The following is a 23,856-nucleotide window of genomic DNA, read 5'->3' as shown; positions in this document are numbered from 1 at the left end:
TTTCTGTCGACTTACCAAATCCACCAGCTGCCCACAATCAGACGGTTACTCACCACCCACAACAGCAAAAATACCACCCAGGCACGCCATGCAGGTACCAGAGTCGGTGCTTCGGCTGCGCTCAAATCGTTCCGTTTGCCGGTAATCATGGCCTGCACCAGAGGCTCACCACGCCATTGATGAAACACCACCGCAGCAACATGCAAAACCACCAGCACAACAATCAGATCAAAATTCAGATGATGCCATTGGGTCAACAGTGTCGCGGTATCTGCAGAGACCATCTCAACCAGAGGTCCCTCGGTAAAAATTTCATCCGTTGCAAAGAGTCCACTGCCCCATTGCGCAGCAATCAACAGCATCAGCGCCACCACCATCAAGGCACCCAGCGGATTATGTCCGGCATGCCGTGGCATTTCCTTGCCGGTCAGCATAGTGCGGGAAAAACGGATCACAGCTTGCGGCCCCGGCACAAACTGGCTGAAACGGGCATTGGAAGAACCAAACAATCCCCACCCCAACCGCGTGATCCAGAGCGCCACCAGACACGATGCCAGGCTCATATGCCAGCCCATTTCACCTTCTTCTGCGGTCCACCAACATCCCGCCAGTAACATCACCTGCAACCAGTGATACCCACGAACAAAACTGTCCCAAACCTTCATAATCACCTTTCTCCTGTCACACCCTGTACTGTATTGCCACAATGGACTGCGGTCAGTTGTACTATCATGTTATGAAATACCGGCTCTTGCACAACACAAGAGCGCTGATTGCTATCTTGATTTGACAGATTTATCCATAATCATGGCCCTGCTGTTGCCCATAACCTGTCAATGACTGGCATAATAAACCTTATGCATGTTGAATGCTGATCGGCAATACAGGCGATCTGGCAACATGCTGATATTTTAAATGTACTGATCAAGGTTACGACATGAGGATTTTCATGAGAACAATCGTCTCGGCAAGCTGCCTTTTACTGCTGACTGCCTGTAGCCATCAATCATATATTCCGTTTACCCAAGAGTTACGTTACAGCGAAGGCTTTAATAACGCCGACCTGCAACAACTGCAGTATTATGTTTGTCCGCCCTTCCGGGCTGAACGCCAGTTCAGAATGGTCGAAAAAAACATATCCAGCGGCAAACTGATTCGTCGTCAAGGACAACTGGTGCATGAAGTGGTAGTACCATCCTGGACTCCCGGCGTTGCTGTTCAGGTCGACGAGAACTTTATGGCGGTCAGCTTTGAAGAAGGTACAGCCCTTACCTTTGGTGTCGAGCAAGGTGTTGCTCAGGGAGATTACACCTCGCTGGGGCGTAATAAAGACAATCACTTCCAGGTGTATTACGACGGTGAGTGGTACTACACCGTGGATAATCAGGCCACAGAATGTGAAGGCCAGCTCTATTCGCAACCACGGTTATGGATAGACGCCGATTCCCTGAAAGAAAAGACCACCGAACGCAAGGTTCTCCAAGGTCGCCGTATCGAATAACACGTTAGGGGTGGCGCTGGCTCTTGCCGTGACGATGCCTGGTTATTGTTTTGCCTGAATAACCTGGCGTCGTCACCAGAACCGGCTTTTGCTTTTCTTTGGTTCTGGTTCTGGTTCTGGTATCAATCTTTTTATTACCGCTGGTTTTTTTCTGTTGTTTTTCTTTCTGCTGGTTTTTCCCCGCTGTTACTGTTCAGCCCAGCCCGTCGGCATCAGCCCCCAATAACTGCTGATAAAACGCATATTCCCGTTGCAATACCGTCGCCCGGTTTTTTTGCTGGCGAAAGCCATGGCCTTCTCCCTTGAACAACACATAATCGGTAATGACCGAGCGCGCTTGCAAAGCCTCAAACAACTGCCGCGTCTGCGGCGGCGGGACAACACGATCCTGCTGTCCCTGAAAAAAAATCACCGGCAGCCGAAAGTGATCCAACCGGAAAATCGGTGAACGCTGGCGATAACGCTGTGCGTCCATAACCGGATCGCCGATCAACCAATGCAGATAGCGGGATTCAAATTTGTGCGTGTGGGCATTTAACAGAGCCAGATCGCTGATTCCATACAGACTGGCACCGCCTCCGATGCCAGCCGCTGCGGCACGGTCATCCGACAAGACCCGCAACACGGTATAGCCGCCGGCACTGTTGCCCCGCACCAGTATTCTGCCCGGTTGTGCCCAGCCCTGAGCCTGGGCGTACTGACAGGCCAACAGCACATCGTCCACGTCTGTCAGCCCCCACTGACCGGCCAAGGCCTGTCGATAACGACGGCCAAACCCACTGCTGCCGCGATAATTCAGCATCAGCAGACCATAACCACGATCACACCAAAACTGCTTTTGTGGATCAAAGCTGCTGTCCGCCATGGCCGTTGGCCCACCATGCAGCTGGATAATCAAGCCCGGTTGATACGCGTTACCGGATACGTCGGTTGCAGCGGTTGGAGGGTAATACCAGCCAAACAGCGTTTGCTCCGCTGTTCCAGGAGCCGGGATCATGCACCGCTGCGGGCGCGTCAGCGTTTGCGGCATTGGGCCGATATCCAGACGGATAAGGCCTTCAGCGGTTCGATCCTCGCCAGCAACAGACAAGTCCCAGCTCACCAGTTGCGTGGGAGAATCCCAGCACTCCCGCAAGGCGTAATAGCGGCCGCTGTGAGTATTCCAGCACAGGCTGTGGTAACGGGCCGTTGCCTTGTGATCCGGTGATAAGAGGGATTCAAAAACACCGCTGCGACGGTTGAGCCAACCGATGCCAGCCTCTCCTTGTTGGAAAAAGCTGGCCACCACCCCATCGGCTCCTGCCACCCAGTGACGTAACCCCAGTTGCCATTGCGCCGTTGCAAATTCAGCCGCCTGGGCATGCACCACTTCGGCGACAGGAGGTGCTGTAAGAGATGTTGCAGGGGATGCCACAGAGGGCGCAAAAAGATAACGGTATAAGTTCCAATAGGATTCATCCTCGGGCTTGCCAGACAGCGCAACGTCACCAGGCTGATCCGACACCACCCACAACTCATCCCCCAGAAAACCCGGCTGGCACAAGGAAACCTCGGCCTGTTGCGGATTGGCGACCGTCTCGACCGCCAGCAAGGCACCGGCGTTGTCCAGTTCGCCCCGTTGTAACGTGGTCGACAACCAGGGCTGATGAGGGTGATTCCAGCACAGCCAGGCCAGATAACGGCCATCGGCCGCAGGCGTCGGGCTGGCATAAAAGTCCCAGCCTTCCGCCAGCAGATGCCGCTCAGCCTGTACTGGCTGACCCGGCAGCGTGACCAATGCCAGCGCCACCAGACGATTGACCGGTTCTTGCGGGGTGCTCGAATGCGCCTCTTCAACCGCCAGCACCCGCTGGTGAAGCTCATCCCACACCAGGTCGCCATAGCGGCAGCCCGGCTGCACAAATAACCGCTGCGGAACCGGCACAGCCTGCAAATCCCCGGTCAGCGTAACCAAGTACAAGCCCTGATCGGCCTCATTCACAAAGATCAGCCCATTGGCAAACAAACACCAGCTGCCACCGCCATATTCATGCACCCGGCTACGGGCAGACATCCCTGCCGGGCTGACCACCACAGGAACTAACGGCTGTTCGTCCAGCGCAGCAACCAGCACCTGATTGGTGGCTGTTGCCGGATCAAACTCAAGCCAGCCCAGCCAGCTGCCGGCGCTGCGCAGTTCCGCCCATTGCTTGCCCTGGGCAGCAGCCTGTTGGGCACTGATGGCCATCATCATCCGCGGGCAATAATATCGACAGCCGCCTGCTGGTTGCGTTTATTACGCGCCAGCAACGGTGACGACGGCGCGACGCCAGCCGCCAACTGCTCCGCCTCGGTACGGGCGGCCACGATCTTGCCGTGGTGCGCCGACTTGCTGCAAACCGGATCGGCATTGGCGGCATCACCAGTAAGCTTGAAAGCCTGACAGCGGCAACCACCAAAATCTTTCTCTTTTTCATCACAGGAGCGGCACGGCTCCTTCATCCATTCATAACCCCGGAAATGGTTAAAACCAGTCGAGCGATACCAGATATCCGCCAGCGCTTCATCCTTGACGTTCGGAAACTGTATGGGCAATTCACGGGCGCTGTGACACGGCAATGCCGTACCGTCCGGAGCAATGGTCAGAAAAATATTTCCCCAGCCATTCATACAGCCCTTGGGGCGCTCTTCGTAATAATCCGGGGTGACAAAAATCAGCTTCGGGCCACGGCCATCCAGTTGATCCCGATATTGGTTGGTAATGGCTTCAGCCTTGATCAGCTGTGCCTTGGTGGGCAACAAGTGCGCACGATTAATAAAAGCCCAGCCGTAATACTGGGCAATGGCCAGCTCGACAAAATCGGCCTGCAACTCGATCGACAGCTCGATGATTTTGTCGATCTGCTCAATATTGTCGCGATGGATCACAAAGTTCAGCACCATCGGGTAGCCCTGGGCTTTCACCTCCCGCGCCATGGCCAGCTTCTGGGCAAAGGCTTTCTGGCTCCCGGCGAGTTGATTGTTCAGCTCTTCGGTACTAGCCTGAAAACTGACCTGGATATGATCCAGCCCGGCATCACGAAAATCCGACACCCGGCGATCATCCATCCCCAGGCCCGAGGTAATCAGGTTGGTGTAATAGCCCATCTGGCGGGCTTCACGAATCAGCACTTCCAGATCTCGCCGCAGCAACGGCTCGCCACCGGAAAAGCCCAGTTGCGCCGCTCCCATTTTGCGCCCCTGCTCAAACACACTGAGCCACTGGTCGGTGGTGAGTTCGGTGCCACTGCCACTCAGATCAAGCGGGTTGGAGCAATAACTGCACTGCAACGGGCATTTATAGGTCAGCTCGGCCAGCAGCCAGAAAGGGCGGCCCGCAGCGTGGGGGTTATCCGCCGATGGCTGAATAACCGGGCTAGTCAAAGGTGATCCAGTTGTGCTCATGGGCAACTCCCAGAAATTCGATAATATCAGCGCCCAGATCACCGGCTTCCGGGAATTTCTGTTCCAGCGCCGCAATAATATCGGCCCCGGAACGGGTGCCATCCACCAGCGCCATGATTTCTCCAGCACTGCCATTCAGTTGCACCATACCTTCCGGGTACAACAGCACATGGGATTGCTGGCTTTCTTCCCATTGCATCCGGTACAGGCGGTTCATAACCGGTATTTGCTCTGCCCTGATCATCGGTACGCCCCTTTGTGATAACGCACCGGACTGCCCATGCCATCGGCTTCGATATTGTGATACGGCGCGCGCTGGTAATCGTAAGCCATGGTCATCGCATCCAGCATGGTCCAGAGAATATCGAGTTTGAACTGCAGGATATCCAGCGCCTGCTGCTGCTGCTGCCGGGTGACAAAATGATCCAGCGTAACCCGCAAGCCATGCTCAACATCACGGCGGGCTTCGCTCAACCGCCCCCGGAAATACTGCAAGCCTTGAGCATCAATCCAGGGGTAATTCTGTGGCCAGGTATCCAGCCGCGACTGATGGATTTCCGGCGCAAACATTTCGGTCAGCGAAGAACAGGCCGCTTCTTCCCAGCTGGCCCGCCGGGCAAAATTGACATAGGCATCCACCGCAAAACGGACACCCGGCAACACCAGCTCTTGCGACAACATGGTCTCGCGATCAATACCCACCGCTTCGCCGAGCATCAACCAGGCTTCGATCCCGCCATGGGCACCGTCAAAACCATCGTGATCCAGAATCCGTTGCACCCACATACGGCGCTCATCCCGGTCGCGACAGTTGGCCAGAATATTGGCGTCTTTCACCGGAATATTGATCTGATAATAAAAACGATTGGCGACCCAGCCACGAATTTGCGCTTCGTTGCATTCGCCGTGGTGCATCGCCTGATGATAAGGGTGATGAATATGATAAAGCGCCCCTTTGGCACGCAGGCGTTGTTCAAATTCTTCGCGGGACCAGGGCTGCTTGTTGCTGTGTTCTGTCATGGTATGTCTCCACCTCAGGGAGGTTACTGGTTGGGGATATTGTTATTGTTCTGCGCTTCCCCTACTCACCGGCTTTTTACCGCTTGCCGGTGGATATTCTTCTTTTAATGTTCTTTTTATATGTTCTGTTGTAAATATTCTGTTTTTCTTTTGATTCACGCTATTTTAACAGCTAACAGCAGTTAGATGTCGATTTCCATACCGTCCCAGGAAATCTCAACCCCCTGTTCCTCAACCATGGCGCGCTCGGCGGATTCTTCGTTCAGGATCGGATTGGTGTTGTTGATATGAATCAGCACTTTACGCTTGTCCGGGTACTGGGCCAGTACATCCAGCATGCCGCCGTCCCCAGACTGCGCCAGATGCCCCATCATTTGCCCGGTCGACTGACTCAGACCCATATTGATCATTTCATCATCCGTCCACAACGTGCCGTCCACCAGCAGGCAGTCGGCTTGCGCCATCCAGGGCAACAGATGATCTTCAATCACCCCCAACCCCGGCGCATAAAACAGCTTGCCACCGGTGAGAGTATCTTCAATAAACACCCCGATATTATCCCCCGGCATCGGATTACCACGGCGGGGAGAATACGGCGGAGCATTACTATCAAGCGGCATGGCAGTGATTTTCAAAGCTTCCATACCAGGAATAGAGAACGAACGGCCATCCAGCGGAATATCATGATGCCGCGGGCCACCGTTCCATTTTTTCAACATGGTAAACAAGGGAAACCCCGTGCTCAGATCCTCATGCACCGGAGCCGTGGTGTACACGTCGAGCGGCAGACCTTCCCGCAGCATCAGCAAGCCGGTGGAATGATCGATCTGGGCATCCATCAGCACAATGGCATGAATCCCGGTATCGCGATCCTGACGAGCCGGTTGTAATGGCGCAAACGAGGCCAGCTGGGCACGAATATCCGGCGACGTATTGAATAACAGCCAGCGTTCGCCATCCGCAGACACACAAATAGAAGACTGGGTACGGGCGGTCGCCTTGATCGTGCCATCCCGATAACCCTTGCAGTTAACGCAATTACAGTTCCACTGCGGGAAACCGCCACCGGCAGCAGAGCCGAGAACATGAATTTTCATGAGTAAGCCTGTTTATTGTTTTTGTTAGAAACGCACCGCGCATTGTTACCGAGGCTATCGCAGCATTAAAAATGCCCGAAAAAAATGCCCGAAATAGTAACTACCCCGGGCACTTTCAGCCCGCAGCGTACTCGGGCAATCAGGAGTAAACTCCCGTCTTCCAGAGCGTTACCGCTCTGGCAGACATTAGCGGTGGCTGAAGTACATGGTTACTTCGAAGCCGATACGCAGGTCGTTGTAGGCTGGTTTAGTCCACATAGTTGTTTCCTCTTATTGTTATGAAACAGGATTATTCCTGCTCCCTGAACAGCTTCCCAAAGGTGTTTGGTGTTCACCAGAGCACCTTGGGTCTATGGATACACACCGGAGGTCGTACACCCCCTGAATGGGGAATTCCGATGATGGCCACCACCAGCCTTGCAGCACACCGGCACAACGGCCAGTGACCCTTACTGATGATAGAGTCAGTGTCGGCCACCTGCCGGACAGAAAAAAGTCTACTTTAGCGCTCTGAATATAGGCCCAAAGTATTGGTTTTTGACGTGCTAAAGATCCCCACAAGAACCGCTGGCCAACACCTGGGCAAAACCTCGCCCCCTATCATCCCGGCAGAACCTGCACACCTATTTTTGTTGGTTCGCCAATAAATCAAACACCACCCGTGCAAACCCTTGGGCCACTTGTGGATTACTCAGGATCTGCATCATCTGGTTCCGATGTGCGTCAGAGCTGTCCATCACCGCATCATCAACCGCCTGCGGAAAATCGCCGAGAAAGGCCTGCTCCGAGGAGTTGTTGCGAATCTGGTGCATGACCCTATCATTTTCACCCACCTTGTCCGCTACGGTGCGGGCATAGTTGAGCATGTCATCATCGGTCAGGTTATCGGTAACAAACAACTCGTTCAGGCGCTGCAGAATAACCGACAAAAGCTCCTCTTTTTTATCTTTGGCTTTGGCAGAACCAACATCGGTATTAGGGTCAAGCGTGTAATCCGGCGCATCGTCTTTCAGCTTGAGATCCTGCTGGCGAATCTTCGACAGGCGGTAATGGCTCAGGGCGACATTAGTCAGATCGACATCATCATCGTCACTGACTTTTTCCCGCAACATGGGCCGAAGGTGGCGCGCATACAGGCTGAGCTTTTCCAGCTCTTTATCGTCATAATCGACGATCTGTGACATAAACTCATAAAAACGAACAAAGCTGCCCAGATCTTTCTTGAATATCTCCAGTGCGTCTTTTTCCTGCTTGCATTCTTTAAAGCTGTTTTCCGCATTGGCAATCAGCACCGCATCACCAGACGCCTTGCAGCGCTCAAACATCTCTTTTGCTGTTTTATAGGCATCAATAGCCAAGGCGTAACGTTTTTGCCAGCGTTCAACGGCCGGTTTACAGATATTACTGATGGCCGCATTGCTCTTGTTGGGAACAAAAAAAGCCGTACAAAACTGTTCGACCTCACACCAGGTAAAAACACCCTGCGCTTTAAGCTTCTCACACAGGTCATAAACCAGATTGGGATCAGAAACATCGGTAAGTTCAGCGGTTTGATAATAGGGTTGAAAGGCGTCGAGAATATCCTGGGGATCGTTAAAAAAATCCAGTACAAAGGTGCCTGATTCGGCTTTGCCCGGATAGGTTCGATTCAGTCGGGAGAGAGTCTGGACACATTCAACACCACCCAGTTTTTTGTCCACGTACATGGCGCACAGCTTAGGTTGGTCAAACCCTGTCTGAAACTTGTTGGCAACCAGCATCACCTGATAATCATCAGAATCAAAGGCTTTACGCATATCACGCCCTTTGAGCGCGGGATTCATATTGTTTTCGGTAAACTTCTCACCAATAAGCCCCGTGGCGTTAGGGTCATCCTCGTTAAACTCAACCTCAGCAGAGAAAGCCACCATCGCAGTGATATTCTGGTATTTATTTTCGGCCACATACTTGTCAAACGCCAATTTGTAGCGCACCGCTTCTTTACGGGAACTGGTCACCACCATCGCTTTTGCCTGGCCGCCCAACAGCCCCATCACATTGGTTTTAAAGTGCTCGATAATCACCTGCACTTTTTGCGCAATATTGTAATCATGCAACCGCACCCATTGGTTCAGTTTGACCTTGGCTCGCTTGCTATCAACCTCTTTATCCTGCTCTCGGGCTTTTTCCGCCAGGTTATACGCCACCTTGTAACTGGTATAGTTTTTCAGCACATCGAGGATAAACCCTTCCTCAATCGCCTGGCGCATACTGTAAACATGATAAGCCTCTGGCTTATTGGTGGATGAAGCCGGCAAATCGGGATCAGGCAAGCGGCCAAACAGTTCCAGGGTTTTCGATTTGGGGGTGGCGGTAAAGGCAAAATAACTGAGGTTTTGTGAGCCTTTTCGGGCGCTGATGGTAGCGTCCAGAATATCTTCTGATGTTAACTCATCATCTACCGGATCGGTCGAGTCGGTCATCAACACTTCTTTCAGCTGCCGCGCAGTCGAGCCTGACTGGGATGAATGGGCCTCATCGGCAATCACCGCATAGTTACGTGTTTTCAGGCTGACGCTGTTCTCAATCGCTTTCAGCACAAAAGGAAAAGTCTGAATAGTCACAATAATAATCGGCTGAGCATTTTCCAGCGCAGTGGCCAGTTTTTCTGATTTGGAACCCTGGCCCTCTTTGTTATTGATTCGCCCCACCACACCATCGGCATGTTCAAACTGATAGATGGTGTCCTGTAGCTGATCATCGAGTACGGTACGGTCGGTGACCACAATCACCGAATGAAAGCGTTTATCCCCCCTGGCATCATACAGTGAGGCGAGTTGGTGAGCGGTCCAGGCGATGGAGTTTGATTTACCCGAGCCGGCACTATGCTGCACCAGGTATTTATGGCCAGGGCCGTTGTCACGAGCATCTCCGACCAGTTTATTAACGACATCCCACTGATGATAACGGGGGAAGATCATGGTTTCTTTCTTACTCTTTTTACCCTGCCAGTCTTCTTTATCTTCGATTTGCAGATGAACAAACTTCGCCAGAATTTTCAGCAGATTATCGGGAGCCAGCACCTCATGCCACAGATAAGCCGTGGCATATTCATTCGGATCAGCAGGAATATCATTACCCGCCGCTCCCGCGGCAGTGCCTTTATTGAACGGCAGGAAGAAGGTGTTCGCCCCCTCCAGTTTTGTCGCCATATACACTTCGTATTGGCTGACCGCAAAATGCACCAACGCGCCGCGTTTAAAGGTAAGCAGCGGTTCAGGTTTATTCGTGATGGGGTCTTTCGGCAGGCGGGTCAGTTTGTATTGCTTGATCGCATTATTAACCGCCTGCTTGAACTCGGATTTCAGTTCCAGCGTGGCGACAGGCAAACCATTAAGAAACAACACCAGGTCGATGCGCCATTTTTTGGCCTGTTTGCCTGTTTCAGCCAGATGCGCCTCGGTGGCATAAGGGCTATACACCAATTCAGGCACCACCCGCAGACGGTTCTTCTGGTAGCGCACCAAGGTATCTGGGTTGAGATTATGATCCGGCCTGAACTGACAGAGACGGAAACGAGTGCCGCGATCTTTCAGCTCATTACGCAGCACACCCAGCGTGCCAAAGGTGCGCAGATCCTTGCTGGCGGCATTCGGGTCTGCCTTGGATAACTGAGCAGCCACCCGTTCCAAAAAGTGTTGTTCCGGGTTTTGCGGATAGAGTTTGCCGTATTTTTGCCATTGTTCTGGCTGAGTCTCTTGTACAAAACCGAGCAAGTCCTCTTCATACAGCGCCAGCTTGCGGTTATAGCCAGAGGGCTGACCAAGCAACCAGCCGTTAGCGATTAGCTGTTTGATGATGTCGTTTTGAAAAGTTGACTCGTTAGCTTTACCCATATCCCGATAATCCCTTACAGAGTAATTACTTAAAACCTATAGCGTGCTGTTATTGAACGCCGAACCTTCGTCATGAAACGCTGTTAATACATCGAGCATCTTTTGTTCATGTTGCGCCATAGCCTCATTTGTCCAATCGGAGGAATCAGTCTCAAATGTAGAAAAAATATGCGCTAACTTTAATGATTGAATTAACCCCTTTTTCAAGTGAGACACAAAAATCCCTCTTTTGGTCAGAGGGTCGGCATCACTATAGGTTGAGTTTTCGCTGATCGAAATTAAAGCAAGGTTACCAAAGCGATCAAGCATAGCCGCATCGACTTCGCCATTATTCTGGCTTTGCGGACTAATATGTTCAACCGAGTTTACCGAGCGCATACGAAAGGTCAATTGCGGGGCTGAAAGGTTGTCCGGTTTAGGGCAGAGAGTACTCTTATCGCCTGCGGATGAGTTATACCATAGCTGCCATAAACAGTATTCTAACTTATAAAACCAATAATGATGAACCTGAGTTCCCAGCGCGTTCCCCTCACTTGCCCCCAATGCACTGCTTAAGGATTGACCATTTAATATAGAGTTGGCATAGGCCTTATCATGCAGCTTCAAGGTCGCTAAAAAGCTCTGCGCAAATGCATCAGTACCGGGCGCATTTTGTTGAGCGATTAACGCGCTGAGTACAGGGGATAGCCATGTTGTCCGTTGGCCGCCATTCATCGGACTAAAATGCATCATCGATTGCAACATTTGGATAGATTTCCATACCTCTCCGGTAAACTTAGCCGGCGACTTTCTACAGGGATCTGCCAACCGTGACGAAATTTTCCAATCAGCATAGGCATTAGCAGTATCCGTATGACCTTTGATAATAAAGTTATCCAGCAATAGCCTGCATTTCAGTAAACACTCGATAAAAGCCACCCGTAGGCTTTTATCACTGTTTTCAAACACGGGTTTAAATGTTTCGATTAGCTTTTTACCGTCAAGCGAAACTGTTTTCTGTTTAACCGGCAAGTCTGAATTTTCTTTAAGGAAAATACTCAATACATGCAATAAAAAAACAGGAAAAGACACGGGACTTTTAACCGCAGGGGGCGCACTTTGTTGCGTATCAACCACCACAGATAATGAAAACTCAGGAGCTAAAATAGCCTCTAAACTCAAATCCCCCGTGAGCGCATCCCTATTGTCCGCAACTTCTACTATTTTACACGCAGAAAACAGGTCGTTTTTTTCCATGTTATGTAGCGGAGCAAAGCCAAAGTTCAATGCGGTTTGTAGTTCACTGGGTAAGTAACCATGAATATCTGCACATAAATCCCACACCCGTGCGTAAGCGACCCGTTCGTCATCATTTAAACCGGTCAGCATTAGCGCCTTCAATATTTCATGTTTTTCTAGCTGGATTCCCCGGCTATTCATAGTATCGAAAAAGCGCTCCTTATCCGTATGAGTATCAAGCTGCGTAATAACGAAGGTCGCCTTTGCCCAAATATAATCACTAAAGGCCTGCAACCTGTCATGATTCCAATCGTTAGCTCTAGCAGAGAAAAAATTAGCAATCACAGTGCGGGCATTAATCATAGCCGTATTGCTTAACCACTGTTGATTATTGGCGCTATAACGCCCTTCCTTATCTTGCCCAACATTTTGTATGAAGGTGTTAAATGATTTTATATCCGCTTCTCGCCCAGAGAATACTAATCGGGACTGCTGAGCCAAGGCAATAAATTGCTGCCATTGTGAGCGCCTTTCCAGTTCGAGTTCAGATTTAGTGACCAGCACTGATGCCAACAGCCATAATGTTGTTAAACGTTGTTGGCCATCAATCAGTTCTAACAGCACTTGACCTTCAACCGTCTCACGGGTGACGACTAAGGCACCTATAAAATACTCTTTTTGTTGATTCAGAGGCACACCGTATCGAAAGGCATCCCATAAATCATCCAACAAGCCCTGTACGTGCTCAGTTTCCCAACTATATAAACGCTGGTAGATAGGAATCAAAAAGGGTATATCCGATAGCTCAGCCGCTAGACAACCATGCCCACTCACCATAACCTTAGGGCTGAATTTAGCTGTTGTAAGCGAAGCAGGCTGCTCAGTGACGGGATTATTCACTCGGCGACTTCCTCTTTTTATGTTTCAACAGTAAGCGGGTTAACCCGTTATCAGGGTAACGAAGTGCATCACTGCTTTTATCTTCATGCCAATAAAACAGCTTGATGTAGTTTGCACTTATGCCTTTAATTCCTTCCATTAAGCGTTCGTTTAACACCTTATCAGTCGATCGTTTTTCAATAAGCTTTCGTAGCAAATTAATCGCTTGAGACGAGGTTGCCAATTGAGCAAATCTTAAAAACAGTTCATCACTGCGTAACGACTTTTCAATCGAAACGCGAGACAATCGAGCCATAGCAATGCGTAAACTAAACACATATTGATCGCTCAATTGTACAAAGGTGTCTAAATTCTTATCCTGCCCAAATCGGTCCACATAAAAAATAACTAATGATTGCCACACTTGAATCAAACGGGGATAGCCTAAACCTTGCCTGGCTTCAAGCCCGCGATGTAGCTGCAAATAACGCTCTTGCATGCTAACCACCTCCCCGTTATCAGTTGCAGATTGAGTATTGATGTCAGAAGCAAATAACTGCTTATACAGTGCCACATATTTGGCAATAAAAATGAAAAACTGCTCACCGCCAATCAATGGCTGATTTAACTGTAAAGGCAGTAGGCTCACATCCTCTACATCATGGGAAATTTTCTCCCCATGCAGCGACAATTGATGGGTAAATGTAAAGGGAAAACTGTCTCTTTTCTCCGCATCATACTCAACCTGCCAATCACGACAAAAAGGCGAGTTAGTCAGCCCAGACAAGACTACTGTCGGCGTGTGCTGATGTGTTGCAGATGACGTGATCGATTGCGTAGATACAGGGTATTCAGCGTCTAGTTGTAACGCATCCACGGGTTTGCCCCGTTGCCGCTGGCGTGTGTATCCCAATAATTGCTTGGTCAAATAGTAAGCGACGGAATAGTTACGACAGCTGTTAAGCTTGAGTAATTCATACTCTTCCCAAATACGAGAGCAACCAATGCCTACGGATGGGTGAGAAACAATGCCACGCAGGTGACGTGCTTTAAGCAGATCAAACTCAGATAAACGTTTGCCTGAGCTATTTTGACTATCAAAAAAAGCAAACGCCTGATCGATGGAGTGAATCGTGATCACCACGCATTCAATACCTGCGAGCATCTGGGCTAGCTTTTCTTGATTGTTCGCCCAAGCGGCATTGTTAATATGCTGCTCTATCTGTTTAAAATTAAGTGCCAATTGCTGCTGCGCCTGATTGTGGCTAAACCTAGCGTTTAATAAACCAGGCTGCTCGATGCCCGCTAACTGATAAACATCAATGCCGTTGTTTAATCGGTTGTTATAACGATGCAGCGCAATGAGCAATAAACTCAGAGTTAGTGCCCGCTGTTGGCCATCCACTAAGTTATTACGCAGTTTAACGTCACCCTCCTGGTGCAAAATCACCGTGCCTAAAAAGAGCGGCACTTGATACTGCGCCTCCTCTCCCCCTTTGTCTCGCAATAAGCTATCAATATCCCCTAACAGTGCCGCCACTTGTGACTCACCCCAGCAGTAACGCCGCTGATACGGAGGCAGTATCAAATTAAGCTGGAGTAACTGTGCCAACGTCTGCTTATTAACATAAACATCGGTTGGATTATCTATATGAGTCGTTATATTCATGCTTTAACCATCATGGTCTGATGAAATACAGCCCTAATGAGCACGGTCAAGATCGATAGGCTGTACTGAAACCTGTCATCAAAACCGAGCAAGTCCTCTTCATACAGCGCCAGCTTGCGGTTATAGCCAGAGGGCTGACCAAGCAACCAGCCGTTAGCGATTAGCTGTTTGATGATGTCGTTTTGAAAATAAACTTCCTTGGCACTGCTCATCTGGTTTTGTATCCCTACGGACGTTGTATTCATGCATCATAAAAAACATATCTATCCATTGCCAGCGCACGGGTTAAATGCGCTATGACACAAACGGTAACGGGTTCGTTCTCTTAAACTCAGTTGGCCTGATAACTTTTTGAAATCAGCTCAAAGGCGGTTTCGAGTTCAGCGGTGCAACGTAAATTCAGCTCAATATTTCCTGTCCCCCAATGGCCAATTTTCGATACATCCCGTATAAACTCAGGATCATGTAGTTTGCCTGTTGGGTTAAGCTTTAATAGATCATCAGTGGGTGACAGCTTGAGGAATAACTGGATTCTGGGGTCTTTATTCTGCGGCAATACAAGAACACTGACGAAGTTCTTGATCCGTTTAAAGGCGGTGTAGAGTTTAAGCTCTTTTCGCTGCACCTCATCACCGAGGCCGCTCGCGTATTCACAGACCTGATTGTACAGGCTGACAAGCTCGGGGGATGATTCAGCCAGTCGCTCTTCATGAGTTTTATCAGCCGACTTGCTTTTGCCACCTGCTGCTGATTGGGTTGTGCTGCTTTGCGTAATCTTTTTAGGGGCACTGGTCTCAACGGTTTGGGCATTAACCAATTCCAGTAACAGCAGATCATTACCAAAATAGCGATAGCGCATCAGTTCGATATTACGATTGATCTGCTGTACCGCATGTTCATCATAACGGTTGAAATCGGCGGCAATACAGATCAACCGAGTGCCGCCCCACTCGATGGATTCGGTTAGCTCTTTATCCAGCTGCTTCATCACCAACAGCTGGAATTCCGCCTGATGATCCAGCAACCAATCGAGGTAGAACAATCCCTGATTAATCACGTTCTCATTACTATGGCGTTTATATTCGATAATCACGGGACAGTTGTTTTCATCCAACCCCAACGAATCGATTCGACCTTTGTGCGTTTTGCCTGTGCTGTATTCACTGGCGAGAAAACGCACCCCCAAAAAGGTTTCTAATTGACCTTCGATCAGGTTTTGCAGATCTTTTTCCAGCAGTGCGCTATGGCTTGAGAGTTCATCAACACGATCGGCATTGATAGAGAAAAGTTTGATATCACTCATGCGTTGGCTTCCATGCTGGGTTGAGGGTTTTCGGGCTTCCAGTTGCGGACGTCGATTTTTCCTGTGACGGCGGCGGAGATTAAGGCTGTGCGGCGTTCTTTTAAATAAGCTATTAAATTCATCGATTTTTCTTCAACCACATCATATCTATTCAACATATCATCCAAGAAAGAAATGATATCGTATTGCTCATGAGTGGGAGGAAATGCTGCTTTTACTGCTCCAATCCTATCTATGTTCAAGTTTGCTTGAGTGCTTTGTGTAGACGTTTGCTCTAATGCGGGCAGTGCAGCTAAAAGGCTGTAACGTAAGAATTCCAACTCAATGTCCTCTTGCGGCTTAAAACCAACGACACTATCTGGAGCATAAGCCTCAAAACCAAGAATCGCAGTGTCTCCAATATTGGCTGCTATAGCCATAACTAAAGTACCGCTAGGGAATAATTGACTGATGTCTTTTCCTTTTTCATTCAAAGTTTGTTTGTATGAAGTTATAACCTTACCAGCTCTTGCAATATCACCTGTTTGAATAAATGGATATTCACCATCATAGAAAGATGGGTCGTTTCTTGGTCTATGGCCAAATTTTCCTCGGTAAATTAAACAAGAATATCTATAAGATTTCGTTATCCAATGCTCTGGCACTTCGCCCAACCACTCAATACCTGAATCTTTCATTGGGGCGTCGGGGTTTAGGCCTTTGGTGACGGCATGGCTGATCACCGCCTGACGCTTCTCTTTCAGCAGCTTAATCAGTTGCTGTTGCTTGTCGATCAGAGTGTCGATCTTAGCGGTTTCGTGATCGAGGAAGTTAGCGATTTGGTTGCGCTCTTCAGCACACCGAGGCAACCCAACAATTTGGTTAAGTATATTGGAAGCAGTAATCAAAGGTTGAGCATTTTTGGAAACAATATCTTCAAGGTTTAAGCTCTTTAATAGATAGAAATTAAATCTAGGGAGGTCATCTATATTACTTTTAATAATTAGAACGTTATCAGAAACACCAAATTGTCCTTCCGCATAATTAACTTCGCCTGCTGACCCGACACGACCAACTAATGTGCATTTTGATATAGATATACACGAATCTGATTTTCCAATGACTCCATTAGCCCCCCAAAGAGGAAACTTACCTGTTTCCGATTTGGTATTCGTTCCACTTTTTGCGCTCAACTCCCACTTTAGTGCTTTAAAAGTCCAGTCTATAGGAATGCTAGAAAAAGGAATTTCTTTACTCGTTTTGTATTCTCTATAAGCTATATAACGCTTCTCCGTCATGAGTGAACCTCCCGCAATAGCGCCATAATCTCCGCACTCACTTGGTCTAGGTCAGCATCAATCTCCTCCAAGCTACGCGGTGGCTGATAGACATAAAAATGCCGATTAAAGGGGATCTCATAGCCGACAATACCAATCTCTTCATCTTTGGCGTCGCGCTTATTGGAATCGATCCAGGCATCGGGCACATGGGGGGCCACTTCACGGTCGAAGTAGCTTTCGATCAGGGTTTCGGTGGGCTGTGAGGGGTCGAGGGGGACGTTTTCGTTATCCCGCAAGTCGCCATCGGGTTGGTATTCCACCACGGTGGGTTTGCCATTAACGGTTGTTTCAAATGCACCGTACTTTTTACCCTGAAGGCTGGCCTGAGCCGACCCTTTCAGCACTTTCTTGATAACGGGTTGTGCCGCTGGGTTTTTCCAGCTAATGGCATCCAGCAGTTGTTTCTTCTCTTTGACATCCAGCTTGATACCGGTCTGCCTGATGGCGAGTTTCAGCGCATCTTCAAAGTGGTTAAAGTCATCGCAGGCTTGATCAATAATCATGTCTGACCCCATTGCTGCACCCAGTGCCGCTTGTAGCTGATGGCCTTTATCCAGCAGGGCTTGTTGGCTCAACCAGAGTTTGCTATCCAGCAGCTCCTTGATCTGCTTCTCTTTCAGTTCAGGGTAGCTGGCCTTGAGTTCGGCCCTGATTTCGATCGCAACGTCGGCAAGCTGGCCGTAATTTGTCTCATCCCAATCGCCACCATAGGCCAGCCAGATCCACTGCATCGGCGCATTAAAGGGTTTGGGGGCAAAACGCAGTGCTTCCAGGCGTTCATCACTGAGCTGTACGGATAACCGTAATGGCCGCTCGATGGTAATACGGCGATAACCAAAATCGGTGGTATTAAATATTTTACTGGCGAAGGTTTTGGTTGTTTCTGGTTTGGGGTTGGCCGCTTGGCGTCCCCGGCTGCTCTTTTGCTCGGCAGGTTTATCCAGCGACTGATTATCGATGGCTTCAAAACCACCAAAACAGCGGGTGATCATGCGGATATCGTCTGCGCTCATCTCGTTACGTTTAGAGCCTAGCGATTTACGCATTTTGCCGCAGAGGTTGACGGCGTTAATCAGCTGTACCTTGCCTTTGCGTTCGGCTGATTTCTTGTTCGACAGCACCCAAACATACGTCGCGATGCCGGTGTTGTAGAACATATCATTCGGCAAGGCGATAATTGCTTCCAGCAGATCGGCTTCGAGGATATAACGGCGAATCTCGCTCTCTCCGCTTCCTGCGCCGCCGGTAAACAAAGGCGAGCCGTTGAGGATAATGCCGATACGGCCACCGCCTTCAGCAATGCCTGACTGGTTTATCGAGGTATCGCGCAGCTTGCTGATCAGGTGCAGCAGAAACAGCAGCGAGCCATCCGACACCCGTGGCAGCCCAGGCCCAAAACGGCCATCATAGCCCTTCAGGGTATGCTCATCCTTAATGTCGCCCTCGACCTTTTTCCAGTCCACTCCAAACGGCGGATTAGACAGCATGTAGTCGAATTTATCGGCGTAGAGTTGATCGTTTGACAGCGTGTTGCCCAGTTTAATACGGCTAACATCCTGCCCTTTAATCAGCATATCCGCTTTACAGATAGCGTAAGACTCGGGGTTCAACTCTTGTCCAAAGGCACGCATGACCGCATTGGCATTGAGCTCATGCACATATTCCATACCACTGGACAGGAAGCCGCCTGTCCCTGCGGTGGGGTCATAGATGGTGCGGATAATGCCGTCTTTCGTCAGCGCGTCGTCATCCTCCATAAACACCAGTGAGGTGGTCAGGCGGACGATATCCCGTGGGGTAAAGTGTTCCCCTGCGGTTTCATTCGAGCTCTCCGCAAAACGGCGGATCAGCTCTTCAAACACCAGGCCCATTTCGTGGTTGGAAATGGCGTCGGGGCTCAGGTCGGTATTGGCAAACTTCTGCACCACTTTGTAGAGCAGGTTGGCATCACTCAGCAGGCCAACAAACTCATCAAACTTGAAGTATTCAAAAATCTCCCGGGCATCTTTGGAAAAGCATTGAACATAGTTTTCGAGGTTGTCTTTAATGCCTGTTTCACCCAGTTTATCGAGCGACATGGGGGATGTGTTAAAGAAGTTTTGGCTGGTTGCCCGCAGAATCAGTTTTTCCGTGGCTTCCGCGGGCAGGTGCATGCCTTGTACTTTCTCGCATTCGCTCAAAACCGCTGTTTTATCTGCCTCCAATACGCATTCCAGACGACGCAACAAGGTAAAAGGCAGAATCACCCGCCCGTATTGGCTTTGTTTGAAATCACCACGCAGAAGGTCAGCCACCGACCAGATGAATGCGGCCGTTTGAGAGAAGTCAGTCATGAAATAGCTTTGCCTTATAAAACGTATTAGCAGAGCCAGCGGGGGAAAGAGATGAAGCGTCCGCTGCCTCTTTTTGGTTGAAAATCAGTGTACTATAGAGAACGGCTGTTAGGTATATTTTGCGGGTAAATGAGTTACCGCAAGGTCATGACGTCTGTCTGGCTGGCCAGGCAGATCAACATCACTCAAGATCGAGGCGCAAGTTTTCTTGTATTTCATCTATCAGTGTTTTTGGTACTTCCTGTTCCTGCGCAAGCTGACGCCAGGTTGATACGTGTTCAATGGTTGTATCAATAATATCGTCGATTTTTCTTTTGTTAAAAATCGGGCTGAGTTTTTCCAGGCTATGGAAATCACTTCGTGTAAAGTGGTCTCTTTTACCATTCAGGCTCATCCAGTGGCTGTTCACCCATTGGCTGCCTGGTTTGTAGCTGTAGGCCAAATCATAAGCCGGTGCGAGCGACCATTTGTCTTTTTTCAGCATAAAAGCAATGTTTTTTGAGTGGTCGTCATGGTTTCTCGCAATGATGTTAAAGGTCATGCGCTTGAAAAGTTGCTCGGCGTCAAGAGCGGATAGTTTCAGCTGTCTGGCTATGCCAAATAATTCGGCGTAAGAAAATGAACCCGGTTTTTTATAGTCAACGTGGGCAAGGCCGTTAAGCGTTTGTACGTGTACCTTGCTGTTGTTAATTCGGTCAAATCGCTGGGTAATAAAGTGTCGTCGCTTGCCTTCATCGAGCAAGCGGCATGGCATCATATCGACACCGCATTTTTGGGCCATTAAATAATAAACAAACTCCATGGCACCATAACCTGATGGATCACCGAAGGTTTCTTGATGTTTGTTATGCTCACTCACGCCATCAAATTTCATCAGGTAATGAGTAAAACCGTTGGGTACATTGGCTTGGCCAGAGCGAACCTGGGTAAAATCTTTGTTAAATGCCAATACTGCTTTTGGTCTTGCTCCTCCTGCACTCATGCCTACAGATAACAAAGACATCATTGCTTCTCTGTCATCCTGGCCATTTTGTTTGAGTGCTACGGCAAAATCATTTCGTGAGTTGAGTATTTCCTGTGCAATTGCAACGAGCGATTGGATTTCTACCTGTTGTGACGCATTCAAACTTCGTAGCTGTGTCGCCGGTGCATATTCCAGTGCGCCCATGCCTCGCTTTCCTGTGTATTGAAGGCGTTGCAGTGGCGTAATTTCGTTTGGTGAATGGCCTTGTCCTGCAACCCATGCGTTGAGCACTGCGTTGCCAAAATCATCCGGCAATGAATCGGCAATTAATCCGGGCAGTCCTTTAAACGTATTGAAACCCAGCTCAGGAAAGCTATAAATGCGGCCCGATAATGGCATTTTGATTGGGGACAGTTCGACGCCATTTTTTACGAAGCCAGGGTCGTATTCAAATGAGCCGAACCCCTTTTCAGTGTTAAAACTCACTGCGCCAACCAGTTCGTCCTGGTAAGTTATTCTGATGGCTTCCATTACCATTCTGGCGTTTCCTTATTTTTGTTGCTGCGTTGGCCAGAGGCTCTCTGCCTTTTTTTGCCTTGTAGTTTGGCCAGTTGCAGGGGAGATATTTCTTGCTGAGGGAGGAAGAGATCGATCTGTTCTGTGAGGTCCAGTGCCATTAATATCGCGATCATGGTATCGAGCTGCACTTTTCCTTTTTCTGCATTCAGAACCGTTTTGCGGGCTATGCCAGCAAGCGCTGCCACTTCGGATTGGGTGAGATCCCGGTTGAGTCGGGCTTGCTTCAACCTGTCGCCGATCTCTTCTGCCAGTGCTGTAGCGGTCTCGACTTTCATTTTAAAGTCCCGTTTTGGTTACTTTAAATCTGGTTTATTTATTTAATGCTCTTAATTTAGGACTTTACAAAAAACCTGTCAAATATATATTTTAATGTGCTTGATTGGTTGCATTAACTGGGTTTTTATCACCTAAAGTAACCATTCAGGGACTTTGTACTTTTCTTGCACTTTATTCGTACTTCTCTTGCACTTTATTCGTACTTCTCTTGCACTTTATTCGTACTTCTCTTGCACTTTATTCGTACTTTTCTTGAACTTTATTCGTACTTTGTTTGTATTCTGTTTGTAGTCTGTTTAACAGGGGCTGGATAACAGAAACCTGGCTGGGTGGCTGGTGAATATAGCTGCCATCAACACAAAGCGGTGCAGTGGTTCAATATTTTCTATATCTCCGGCACGACCCGGGCAGATTCCAGCCAGCGAGATACTTCAGCGTATGGCACATGCTCCAGCTGGCCAAAACCGGGCAACTGTCGAGCACGCACCTTGGATAACCAGGGCACCTGGATACCGCATAAAAAACGCGTCAGTAATTCCAGCGATGCGGCCCGGCCAAACTGTTGCTGTATTTTCTGTTGTAACGGAGCGACCAGGGTTGCTGCATCCAGCGCGGCCAATGACGCACCACTCCGGGTTGGTAGCCACTCTTTAAACTGCCCCCGGCAGACGGAGCAGATACCGCAGTCTTGCGGCATCTGTTCACCAAAGTAGGCGGCCAGCCGCCGTGATACGCAATCAGGCTGACGAAACAGGTTGAGCATATTGTGGATGCGGTTGATCTCGTTGGCCTGCTTCTGCAAAAAATGCTGATACAGGGATTCTGCCAGGCCAGGCTCGGCGAGTGCCTGTTCATTCACCCGGTACACATCCGTCATTTGTTTGCTTTCGAGCTGTAGCCAGCCTCTTTCCTGACAGAATTCCAGCGCGTTTAATGCCCGTACCCGGGTTGGTCTGTCTCCGTTGCTGGCCTGCGCCCCTAACGACTGTTCCAGAGCATCCAGGTTGAGGGTGTACCAGCTGCGGCCTTTGTTGCTGGTATTCAGTACCGTGGCCAAAAACTGCTGGCGTTCACCATTGAAGTGGCTTAATAACGCTGTTTCGGTCTGTTCAAGCTTGTAACGATATTCGGCAAAATAGCTGTATTGCGATGTCAGTACGCCACGCATCTCAAGGTTGACCAGCAGGGTTTTCAGCGGCAGCAAGCGAATATTTGAGAGACTGGATAACGGCGTCATCAGTACCTCCCACTGTCCCGCTTCTAGCTGACCGGCGACCGACTGAATCACCTGTTGAATGCTGTGTAATTCCGGCCCATCGCCGTAAACGAAGTTTTCCAACACCGTCAGCCCGCTGTCATCGGCCAGCATAATACAGTCCGATGCCTTGCCGTCACGTCCGGCGCGGCCAATTTCCTGGCTGTAATTTTCTATCGATTTGGGCAGGTCGTAATGCATGACCTGGCGGATATTGCTTTTGTCCACGCCCATGCCAAAGGCGATGGTTGCCACAATCACCGGTACTTGCCCCGACATAAACTGCTGCTGGATGCTGTCGCGCTGCTCATGGCTCAAACCGGCATGGTAAGCCCGCACCGGAAACGGCACTTGCCGGGCCAGCTGTTGAGCCACGTCTTCTGCGGTATGTTGCAGGGTGACGTAAATGATGGCTGCAAAATCCTGCTGTTTTTGTGCCGATTTACGCGCCAGATGCTGTAACCAGAGGGCGCATTGGGCCACCCGTTCGGAGGTGGCGGTTGGCTGCACTAACAGGCGTAAGTTGGGACGGTGAAAACCGGTTGTGACGACATCCTCTGCATCCAGGGCAAAATGCGTTTGCATGTCTTCGATCACTGCCTGGGTCGCTGTGGCGGTTAACAGCAGCACCTGTGGCACGTTAAATTCACGGCAATAAGCGGGTAATTTCAGATAGTCCGGGCGGAAGTTATGCCCCCACTCGGAGATGCAGTGTGCTTCGTCGACGACCAATAACGAAATCGGCACCTGGGCTATAAATTGGCGGAAGCGCTCGTTTTTCAGTCGCTCCACCGACACCATCAGGATTTTGATTGTGCCGCTGCGCACTCCGTTCATAACATCCTGGGCTTCATCACGGCTCTGGGTTGAGTCGATGGTGGCCGCGGCGATACCACGGGATTTCAGAAACTGTACCTGATCCTGCATCAGTGCCAGCAATGGTGAAATCACCAGGGTCAGGTGCGGCAAGATCAGGGCTGGTAGCTGATAACAGAGTGACTTGCCCGAGCCAGTCGGAAAAATCGCCGCACTGGAACGCCCGGCCAGAATCGCCTCGATCACTGGCTGCTGACCAGGACGTAGCGCATCAAAACCAAAATAGTGCTGTAGTGGCTGCTGCCAGGATGATGTCATAAACCTGTTCC

18 protein-coding genes are annotated in these 23,856 nt (G+C 49.7%); 1 reads left to right on the top strand and 17 read right to left on the bottom strand.

What is annotated here, in order from left to right:
- Nucleotides 1-11: 11 nt before the first annotated feature.
- Nucleotides 12-665 (bottom strand): cytochrome b/b6 domain-containing protein, encoded by a 654-nt coding sequence (locus tag Q8W32_RS10545; protein ID WP_303433987.1) that lies wholly within the window; start codon nucleotides 663-665, stop codon nucleotides 12-14.
- Between the two features lie 284 nt (nucleotides 666-949).
- Here Q8W32_RS10545 and Q8W32_RS10540 point away from each other — a divergent pair, with 284 nt between their 5' ends.
- A complete protein-coding gene (locus Q8W32_RS10540) occupies nucleotides 950-1,501 on the top strand; it encodes a hypothetical protein (protein ID WP_303433988.1) in 552 nt (183 codons plus the stop codon).
- Between the two features lie 193 nt (nucleotides 1,502-1,694).
- Here the strand turns inward: Q8W32_RS10540 and Q8W32_RS10535 are convergent, their stop codons facing one another.
- The 16 genes from Q8W32_RS10535 to Q8W32_RS10460 form a co-directional block, all read right to left on the bottom strand.
- On the bottom strand, nucleotides 1,695-3,728 hold the full coding sequence (locus tag Q8W32_RS10535) for a S9 family peptidase (RefSeq protein WP_305414860.1): 2,034 nt from the start codon (nucleotides 3,726-3,728) through the stop codon (nucleotides 1,695-1,697).
- A 2-nt stretch (nucleotides 3,729-3,730) separates the two neighbouring features.
- Nucleotides 3,731-4,924, bottom strand: a complete 1,194-nt coding sequence (gene pqqE, locus Q8W32_RS10530) for a pyrroloquinoline quinone biosynthesis protein PqqE (RefSeq protein ID WP_303433990.1) — start codon at nucleotides 4,922-4,924, stop codon at nucleotides 3,731-3,733.
- Nucleotides 4,896-5,168, bottom strand: a complete 273-nt coding sequence (pqqD, locus tag Q8W32_RS10525) for a pyrroloquinoline quinone biosynthesis peptide chaperone PqqD (RefSeq protein ID WP_305414858.1) — start codon at nucleotides 5,166-5,168, stop codon at nucleotides 4,896-4,898. Before pqqD ends, pqqE begins: the two co-directional genes overlap by 29 nt.
- The gene (gene pqqC, locus Q8W32_RS10520; protein ID WP_305414857.1) at nucleotides 5,165-5,944 is read right to left on the bottom strand and encodes a pyrroloquinoline-quinone synthase PqqC; all 780 of its coding nucleotides are present in this window, start codon (nucleotides 5,942-5,944) and stop codon (nucleotides 5,165-5,167) included. The genes pqqD and pqqC overlap by 4 nt, the downstream gene beginning before the upstream one ends.
- Before the next feature lie 182 nt (nucleotides 5,945-6,126).
- Entirely contained in the window at nucleotides 6,127-7,041 is a 915-nt protein-coding gene (gene pqqB / locus Q8W32_RS10515) for a pyrroloquinoline quinone biosynthesis protein PqqB (RefSeq protein ID WP_303433993.1), read from the bottom strand.
- Between the two features lie 186 nt (nucleotides 7,042-7,227).
- Nucleotides 7,228-7,299 (bottom strand): pyrroloquinoline quinone precursor peptide PqqA, encoded by a 72-nt coding sequence (gene pqqA / locus Q8W32_RS10510; RefSeq protein ID WP_283171941.1) that lies wholly within the window; start codon nucleotides 7,297-7,299, stop codon nucleotides 7,228-7,230.
- A 365-nt stretch (nucleotides 7,300-7,664) separates the two neighbouring features.
- Nucleotides 7,665-10,916: a type I restriction endonuclease subunit R gene (locus tag Q8W32_RS10505; protein ID WP_305414856.1), complete on the bottom strand. Its 3,252-nt coding sequence runs from the start codon at nucleotides 10,914-10,916 to the stop codon at nucleotides 7,665-7,667.
- Between the two features lie 36 nt (nucleotides 10,917-10,952).
- Complete coding sequence (locus Q8W32_RS10500; protein WP_305414855.1) at nucleotides 10,953-13,034, bottom strand: DUF262 domain-containing protein; 2,082 nt, start codon at nucleotides 13,032-13,034, stop codon at nucleotides 10,953-10,955.
- Nucleotides 13,027-14,682, bottom strand: a complete 1,656-nt coding sequence (locus tag Q8W32_RS10495; protein WP_305414854.1) for a DUF262 domain-containing protein — start codon at nucleotides 14,680-14,682, stop codon at nucleotides 13,027-13,029. The genes Q8W32_RS10500 and Q8W32_RS10495 overlap by 8 nt, the downstream gene beginning before the upstream one ends.
- Nucleotides 14,679-14,894 carry a hypothetical protein gene (locus Q8W32_RS10490; RefSeq protein ID WP_305414853.1) on the bottom strand — a complete coding sequence of 72 codons (216 nt, stop codon included), beginning with the start codon at nucleotides 14,892-14,894 and terminating at the stop codon, nucleotides 14,679-14,681. Before Q8W32_RS10490 ends, Q8W32_RS10495 begins: the two co-directional genes overlap by 4 nt.
- Nucleotides 14,895-15,013: 119 nt before the next feature.
- Nucleotides 15,014-15,985 (bottom strand): DUF5655 domain-containing protein, encoded by a 972-nt coding sequence (locus tag Q8W32_RS10485; RefSeq protein ID WP_305414851.1) that lies wholly within the window; start codon nucleotides 15,983-15,985, stop codon nucleotides 15,014-15,016.
- The gene (locus Q8W32_RS10480) at nucleotides 15,982-17,262 is read right to left on the bottom strand and encodes a restriction endonuclease subunit S (RefSeq protein ID WP_305414849.1); all 1,281 of its coding nucleotides are present in this window, start codon (nucleotides 17,260-17,262) and stop codon (nucleotides 15,982-15,984) included. The genes Q8W32_RS10485 and Q8W32_RS10480 overlap by 4 nt, the downstream gene beginning before the upstream one ends.
- Complete coding sequence (locus Q8W32_RS10475) at nucleotides 17,259-19,637, bottom strand: class I SAM-dependent DNA methyltransferase (RefSeq protein WP_305414848.1); 2,379 nt, start codon at nucleotides 19,635-19,637, stop codon at nucleotides 17,259-17,261. Before Q8W32_RS10475 ends, Q8W32_RS10480 begins: the two co-directional genes overlap by 4 nt.
- 181 nt (nucleotides 19,638-19,818) lie before the next feature.
- Nucleotides 19,819-21,138, bottom strand: a complete 1,320-nt coding sequence (locus Q8W32_RS10470; protein ID WP_305414846.1) for a type II toxin-antitoxin system HipA family toxin — start codon at nucleotides 21,136-21,138, stop codon at nucleotides 19,819-19,821.
- Nucleotides 21,132-21,455 (bottom strand): helix-turn-helix transcriptional regulator, encoded by a 324-nt coding sequence (locus Q8W32_RS10465; protein WP_305414845.1) that lies wholly within the window; start codon nucleotides 21,453-21,455, stop codon nucleotides 21,132-21,134. Before Q8W32_RS10465 ends, Q8W32_RS10470 begins: the two co-directional genes overlap by 7 nt.
- 386 nt (nucleotides 21,456-21,841) lie before the next feature.
- A complete protein-coding gene (locus tag Q8W32_RS10460; RefSeq protein WP_305414844.1) occupies nucleotides 21,842-23,845 on the bottom strand; it encodes an ATP-dependent DNA helicase RecQ in 2,004 nt (667 codons plus the stop codon).
- Nucleotides 23,846-23,856 lie beyond the last annotated feature (11 nt).

It is taken from the genome of Oceanobacter sp. 3_MG-2023, assembly GCF_030688925.1.
GTDB lineage: Bacteria > Pseudomonadota > Gammaproteobacteria > Pseudomonadales > Oceanobacteraceae > Oceanobacter.
Note: the sequence above shows the minus strand (reverse complement) of the source record. Positions and strands in the feature narration are given on the sequence as shown.

Bases quoted from the DNA above. Each gene is read 5' to 3' on its own strand.
- Q8W32_RS10460 (WP_305414844.1), bottom strand. From the start codon at position 23,845: ATGACATCATCCTGGCAGCAGCCACTACAGCACTATTTTGGTTTTGAT.
- Q8W32_RS10470 (WP_305414846.1), bottom strand. From the start codon at position 21,138: ATGGTAATGGAAGCCATCAGAATAACTTACCAGGACGAACTGGTTGGC.
- pqqC (WP_305414857.1), bottom strand. From the start codon at position 5,944: ATGACAGAACACAGCAACAAGCAGCCCTGGTCCCGCGAAGAATTTGAA.
- Q8W32_RS10495 (WP_305414854.1), bottom strand. From the start codon at position 14,682: ATGAATATAACGACTCATATAGATAATCCAACCGATGTTTATGTTAAT.
- pqqD (WP_305414858.1), bottom strand. From the start codon at position 5,168: ATGATCAGGGCAGAGCAAATACCGGTTATGAACCGCCTGTACCGGATG.
- Q8W32_RS10545 (WP_303433987.1), bottom strand. From the start codon at position 665: ATGAAGGTTTGGGACAGTTTTGTTCGTGGGTATCACTGGTTGCAGGTG.
- Q8W32_RS10485 (WP_305414851.1), bottom strand. From the start codon at position 15,985: ATGAGTGATATCAAACTTTTCTCTATCAATGCCGATCGTGTTGATGAA.
- Q8W32_RS10475 (WP_305414848.1), bottom strand. From the start codon at position 19,637: ATGACTGACTTCTCTCAAACGGCCGCATTCATCTGGTCGGTGGCTGAC.
- Q8W32_RS10490 (WP_305414853.1), bottom strand. From the start codon at position 14,894: ATGAGCAGTGCCAAGGAAGTTTATTTTCAAAACGACATCATCAAACAG.
- pqqE (WP_303433990.1), bottom strand. From the start codon at position 4,924: ATGAGCACAACTGGATCACCTTTGACTAGCCCGGTTATTCAGCCATCG.
- Q8W32_RS10505 (WP_305414856.1), bottom strand. From the start codon at position 10,916: ATGGGTAAAGCTAACGAGTCAACTTTTCAAAACGACATCATCAAACAG.
- Q8W32_RS10540 (WP_303433988.1), top strand. From the start codon at position 950: ATGAGAACAATCGTCTCGGCAAGCTGCCTTTTACTGCTGACTGCCTGT.
- Q8W32_RS10535 (WP_305414860.1), bottom strand. From the start codon at position 3,728: ATGGCCATCAGTGCCCAACAGGCTGCTGCCCAGGGCAAGCAATGGGCG.
- Q8W32_RS10480 (WP_305414849.1), bottom strand. From the start codon at position 17,262: ATGACGGAGAAGCGTTATATAGCTTATAGAGAATACAAAACGAGTAAA.
- Q8W32_RS10465 (WP_305414845.1), bottom strand. From the start codon at position 21,455: ATGAAAGTCGAGACCGCTACAGCACTGGCAGAAGAGATCGGCGACAGG.
- pqqB (WP_303433993.1), bottom strand. From the start codon at position 7,041: ATGAAAATTCATGTTCTCGGCTCTGCTGCCGGTGGCGGTTTCCCGCAG.